5 protein-coding genes are annotated in these 4165 nt (G+C 45.7%); 2 read left to right on the top strand and 3 right to left on the bottom strand.

Annotated elements, in window-relative coordinates; translation table 11 throughout:
* Positions 1–683 (top strand): ACT domain-containing protein (locus ACTHUM_RS10615; protein WP_440402865.1); only part of this gene is annotated, 683 nt, incomplete at its 5' end.
* Positions 684–802: 119 nt separating this feature from the next.
* Here ACTHUM_RS10615 and ACTHUM_RS10610 read toward each other — a convergent pair.
* The 3 genes from ACTHUM_RS10610 to ACTHUM_RS10600 form a co-directional block, all read right to left on the bottom strand.
* Complete coding sequence (locus ACTHUM_RS10610) at positions 803–964, bottom strand: hypothetical protein (protein WP_039861975.1); 162 nt, start codon at positions 962–964, stop codon at positions 803–805.
* 75 nt (positions 965–1039) lie between these two features.
* On the bottom strand, positions 1040–1501 hold the full coding sequence (gene recX, locus ACTHUM_RS10605) for a recombination regulator RecX (protein WP_049329865.1): 462 nt from the start codon (positions 1499–1501) through the stop codon (positions 1040–1042).
* Between the two features lie 99 nt (positions 1502–1600).
* On the bottom strand, positions 1601–2314 hold the full coding sequence (locus ACTHUM_RS10600; protein WP_440361142.1) for a phosphoglycolate phosphatase: 714 nt from the start codon (positions 2312–2314) through the stop codon (positions 1601–1603).
* Positions 2315–2735: 421 nt separating this feature from the next.
* Here ACTHUM_RS10600 and ACTHUM_RS10595 point away from each other — a divergent pair, with 421 nt between their 5' ends.
* A complete protein-coding gene (locus tag ACTHUM_RS10595; protein ID WP_070504425.1) occupies positions 2736–4001 on the top strand; it encodes a Glu/Leu/Phe/Val family dehydrogenase in 1266 nt (421 codons plus the stop codon).
* Positions 4002–4165: the final 164 nt, after the last annotated feature.

Here is a 4165-nt window from a genome sequence, read left to right as displayed (position 1 = left end):
GTCACGATGCCGTTGTTTTGGGTGAGAACCTGCTGCAAAAAGCTTTATCCAGCCTGTTGCCTAAAGACATCCTGCTTTCAGACGACCTCAAAGAAAAATACCTTGCCGATTTGAATACCAAACAAACATCGTTTGAAGAGGTTCTCTACAATGTCGGTATGGGGCATACTTTGCCGGTACACGTTGCCATGCATATTGCCGAGTTGGCAGGCCAACATTTTGGCAGTGCGGTCAAACTCAGCCCGATCAAAGTCAACGATCAAGAAACCGGCCGGATTCATTTTGCCGAATGTTGCCATCCGATTCCAGGCGATGCGATCCGCGCCTTATTGGTTAAAGACAAGGGTATGATTATCCACCGTGATACCTGTCAAACTTTGGTCAAAGCCGATCCGGAAGAGCAACTCGATGCGGGCTGGGACAGTTTGCGTAATCAAACGTACCGCACCATCCTCAACGTCAAATCCGAAGATGCGCATGGTTTGTTGGCTTCAATGGCGCAAGCGATTTCCAATTCCGGTGCGGATATCGAATCTGTCGATACGCCAACCAAAGCGCAAGCAGGAACAGAAGGTTTTGTAGAATTTAAATTTACAATTAAAGTCAAAGACTTGGATCAGGTTAATCAGATTATTCATGCAATGCATGCCAATCCGAATATCCGCAAAGTGATTCGAGGATAATCTCGTTATAAGCAAAGGCCGTCTGAAAGCATTTTCAGACGGCCTTTTTGATGTTTACAAATAAAAGCTATTGGCTTTTTTATAAGAGGGTTTATGGCTTTTTTGTAATTGGATTGGGTTTAACTCAACCAAAAACGGAAAACCAAAAAGAAAACTAAGGCCAAAACGCCGGCCCAAACCAGCAACATGAATCCGGCTACTGCCTGACCCAAGCGGTAAACAGGATTTTTGCGTTCGTCTTCGAGTAGGGGATTAGGTGTATCGTGCGGTTTGTCGGACATGATGAAGCTCTGATTGAATTATTGAATAAAAGCGTAAGGGTACGCCGATAGAAGCAAAGATTCAAGTGGGAATGATTATTGATAGAAGTCTTCGTCTTCATTCCAAGCGGTTTTTAAGGCCGTCTGAATGGTGTCGGCACCAAAGCCGCGATAGGCAAGGAAACGCGCTTGTTTTTGTTTTTCTTTCAAATCTTGAGCTTCTTGCTTGAATTTTTTACGCAAGACGGAAATGGCGGTTTGCAGCTCGTCCTCCCTGTCGGGTAGGAACTCTCGACAGTCGTCTGCATCGATACCTTGTTGCGCCAAGGCTTGCTTGAGGCGGAGCGTGCCGTAACGGTTGCTCTTGCTGTGAATATAGGCTTCTGCGTAACGTTGGTCGGATTGCCAATTTCGTTCGGCGAACTCGTCCAAAACCTTTTCCAATTCTTCTTCGCTTTCAGCATGCGGGGCCAGTTTGCGTTTCAAACCGACGCGGCTGACTTCTTGACGGGAAAGAATATCCAAGGCGCGGGCGCGTAAGGTTTTGGGAGGTTTCATGGGAATATGGAAGGGGAGGGATTTAACTACATTGAATTACATTTCAGACGGCCTGATTGGGCGAAAGCACCGAAAAGGCCGTCTGAAAATAAAGCCGAATTATTCTTCGTCTTTGTTTTTTTGCGGTTGCAGATTTTCGTAGATTTCAGGCAGGGCGCGAATCAACAAATCAGGTTTGGTCGCTTTATCTTGAGAGAGCAAGGTCATGTCGCCGTAGCCGAATGTTACGCCGACGCTGAAGCAACCGGCCGCTTTGGCGGCAATAATGTCATTTTTGGAGTCGCCCACCATCAGCATATTGGCAACGTCGATGCCTAATACTTCGGCCGCATGTTGAAGCGGCAATGGGCTGGGTTTTTTCTCAGTCAGGCTGTCGCCGCCGAGAACCAGGCTGAAATAGTCGTCGAGATTAAGTTGTTTCAGTAGCTCGGCAGCCAGAATTTCATTTTTATTGGTAATGACAACCAATGGAATACCCAAGGACTTGAGCAGGCCGAGACCGGCTTCGGTTTCAGGGTAGGGGTAGGTAAAGTCGCTTAAGTGTTCGCGATAATATTTCATAAAGAACACAAAACCTTTTTCCCAGATTTCAGGATCGGCTTCTTTTTCACGATCATTGGTAATGACGCGATGAACCAACTTGCTGATGCCGTCGCCGACATAACTTTCAACCGTTTGGGTAGGTAAAACAGGTAAATCCAAGTGCGCACACATGGCTTGGGCTGCTGCGGCTAAATCGGGAACGGAATCACATAAGGTACCGTCCAAATCAAAGGCAACGGCTTGAACGTGTTCTAAAGCAGCAGTGGTCATTGAGTAGCTTTCTGTCATATTATTTAAGCGCTTATTTTAACATTGTTTGCCTGATTTGCCGATGTTTTGCTGATTCTTTAAAGGGATATTTGTTTAAATTGTTAACAATTTTTGCTGGTGTAAGTCTGTCCGTCTGTTGGTAATGTGGAAGGGATTTTGTCAACAAAAAGGGCGGTTTGGTAGGCATTAAAAAACAAAGGGTTTGAGTGTTTTTTTGAATGGTTTGATGAGCATTTATACTAGGCCGTCTGAAAATTTTTTGGTCGGCGTACCGATATTTTCAGACGGCCTCAAACTAAATTTATATATAAATGAATGGATTTGCTTTTTATCGACTACATGCTATTACATTTTTTCCTGTTTTTGTATATAGTAACAAGTATGGCTCTCGTCTAATCATGTGTATGAAAAGGAAAAATACATGTCCGCATCTGCTGTTAAAGAAACACTGAATCCGTTTGAAATTGCACAAAAACAAGTAAAAATTGCCTGCGATCGCCTGAATGCCGACCCGGCAGTATTTGAAATCTTGAAAAAGCCGCAACGTGTTTTGGAAGTGAACTTCCCTGTCAAACTCGACAACGGTACAGTAGAAAATTTCACCGGTTACCGTTCCCAACACAATAACGCCGTCGGCCCTTACAAAGGCGGCGTGCGTTTCCATCCCAATGTAAATCTGGACGAAGTCAAAGCACTGTCTATTTGGATGACCATCAAATGCTGTGTAGCCGGTATTCCTTACGGCGGCGGTAAAGGCGGTATTACTTTGGATCCGCGTAACTATTCCGAAGCAGAATTGGAACGCATCGCCCGCGCTTATTCCGAAGCCATTTCTCCGCTGATCGGCGAGAAAATCGACATTCCCGCCCCTGATGTGAACACCAACGGCAAAATCATGTCTTGGATGGTTGATGCCTATGAAAACGTCGTGAAACATTCTGCACCGGGCGTGTTTACCGGCAAACCGGTTGAGTTTGGCGGTTCCTTGGCGCGCACCGAAGCCACCGGTTACGGCGTAAACTTCGCCGCCGTCCAAGCTTTGGAAAAACTGGGCAAAGACGTGAAAGGTGCCACTTACGCCATTCAAGGTTTCGGTAATGTGGGCTACCACACCGGTTACTATGCACACAAAGCCGGTGCGAAAATCGTTGCCGTATCTACTGTTGACGTTGCCATCTACAACGAAAACGGCTTGGATATGGAAGCAATCATTAAAGAATTCCAAACCAAAGGTTTCATCACCAATGAAGCCGGCTACGGTAAAGAAATCAGCAATGCCGAACTTTTGGCTTTGGATGTGGACGTACTCGCCCCTTGTGCATTGGAAAATCAATTGACTTCCGAAAATGCAGGCAAAGTCCGCGCGAAAATCGTGGTTGAAGGCGCAAACGGCCCGACTACTCCTGAAGCCGACGTTATTCTGCGTCAAAACGGCGTATTGGTTGTTCCTGACATTTTGGCAAACTGCGGCGGCGTGGTTGTGTCCTATTTTGAATGGGTACAAAACCTGCAAGGCTACTACTGGGAGTTTGACGAAGTTCAAGAGAAAGAAACCGTGGTTCTGCGCCGTGCGTTCCGCGATATTTGGAACTTGGCTCAAGAATACGATGTCGACCTGCGTACCGCTTCTTACATGATGAGTATCCGTCGTGTTGAAAAGGCAATGAAACTGCGCGGCTGGTATTAATCGTTTGACCAATAGCTAAGAGTAGGCCGTCTGAAACCTGTTTTCAGACGGCCTTAATGTTTTTGATAAGAGCCTTTACAAATTTTAATCCACCTTGATTCCATTTCAATCAAACTCAGCTATAATCCCCTTTTTTGACCTTTCCGGAAAAGACATAATCATGA

The sequence above is a fragment of the Neisseria sp. P0021.S006 genome (genome assembly GCF_051956895.1).
This window is presented reverse-complemented; position numbering and strand designations above follow the sequence as displayed.

Excerpts from the sequence above, each read along its gene's own strand:
- recX (WP_049329865.1), bottom strand. The coding sequence starts at position 1,501 with ATGAAACCTCCCAAAACCTTACGCGCCCGCGCCTTGGATATTCTTTCC.
- ACTHUM_RS10610 (WP_039861975.1), bottom strand. The coding sequence starts at position 964 with ATGTCCGACAAACCGCACGATACACCTAATCCCCTACTCGAAGACGAA.
- ACTHUM_RS10600 (WP_440361142.1), bottom strand. The coding sequence starts at position 2,314 with ATGACCACTGCTGCTTTAGAACACGTTCAAGCCGTTGCCTTTGATTTG.
- ACTHUM_RS10595 (WP_070504425.1), top strand. The coding sequence starts at position 2,736 with ATGTCCGCATCTGCTGTTAAAGAAACACTGAATCCGTTTGAAATTGCA.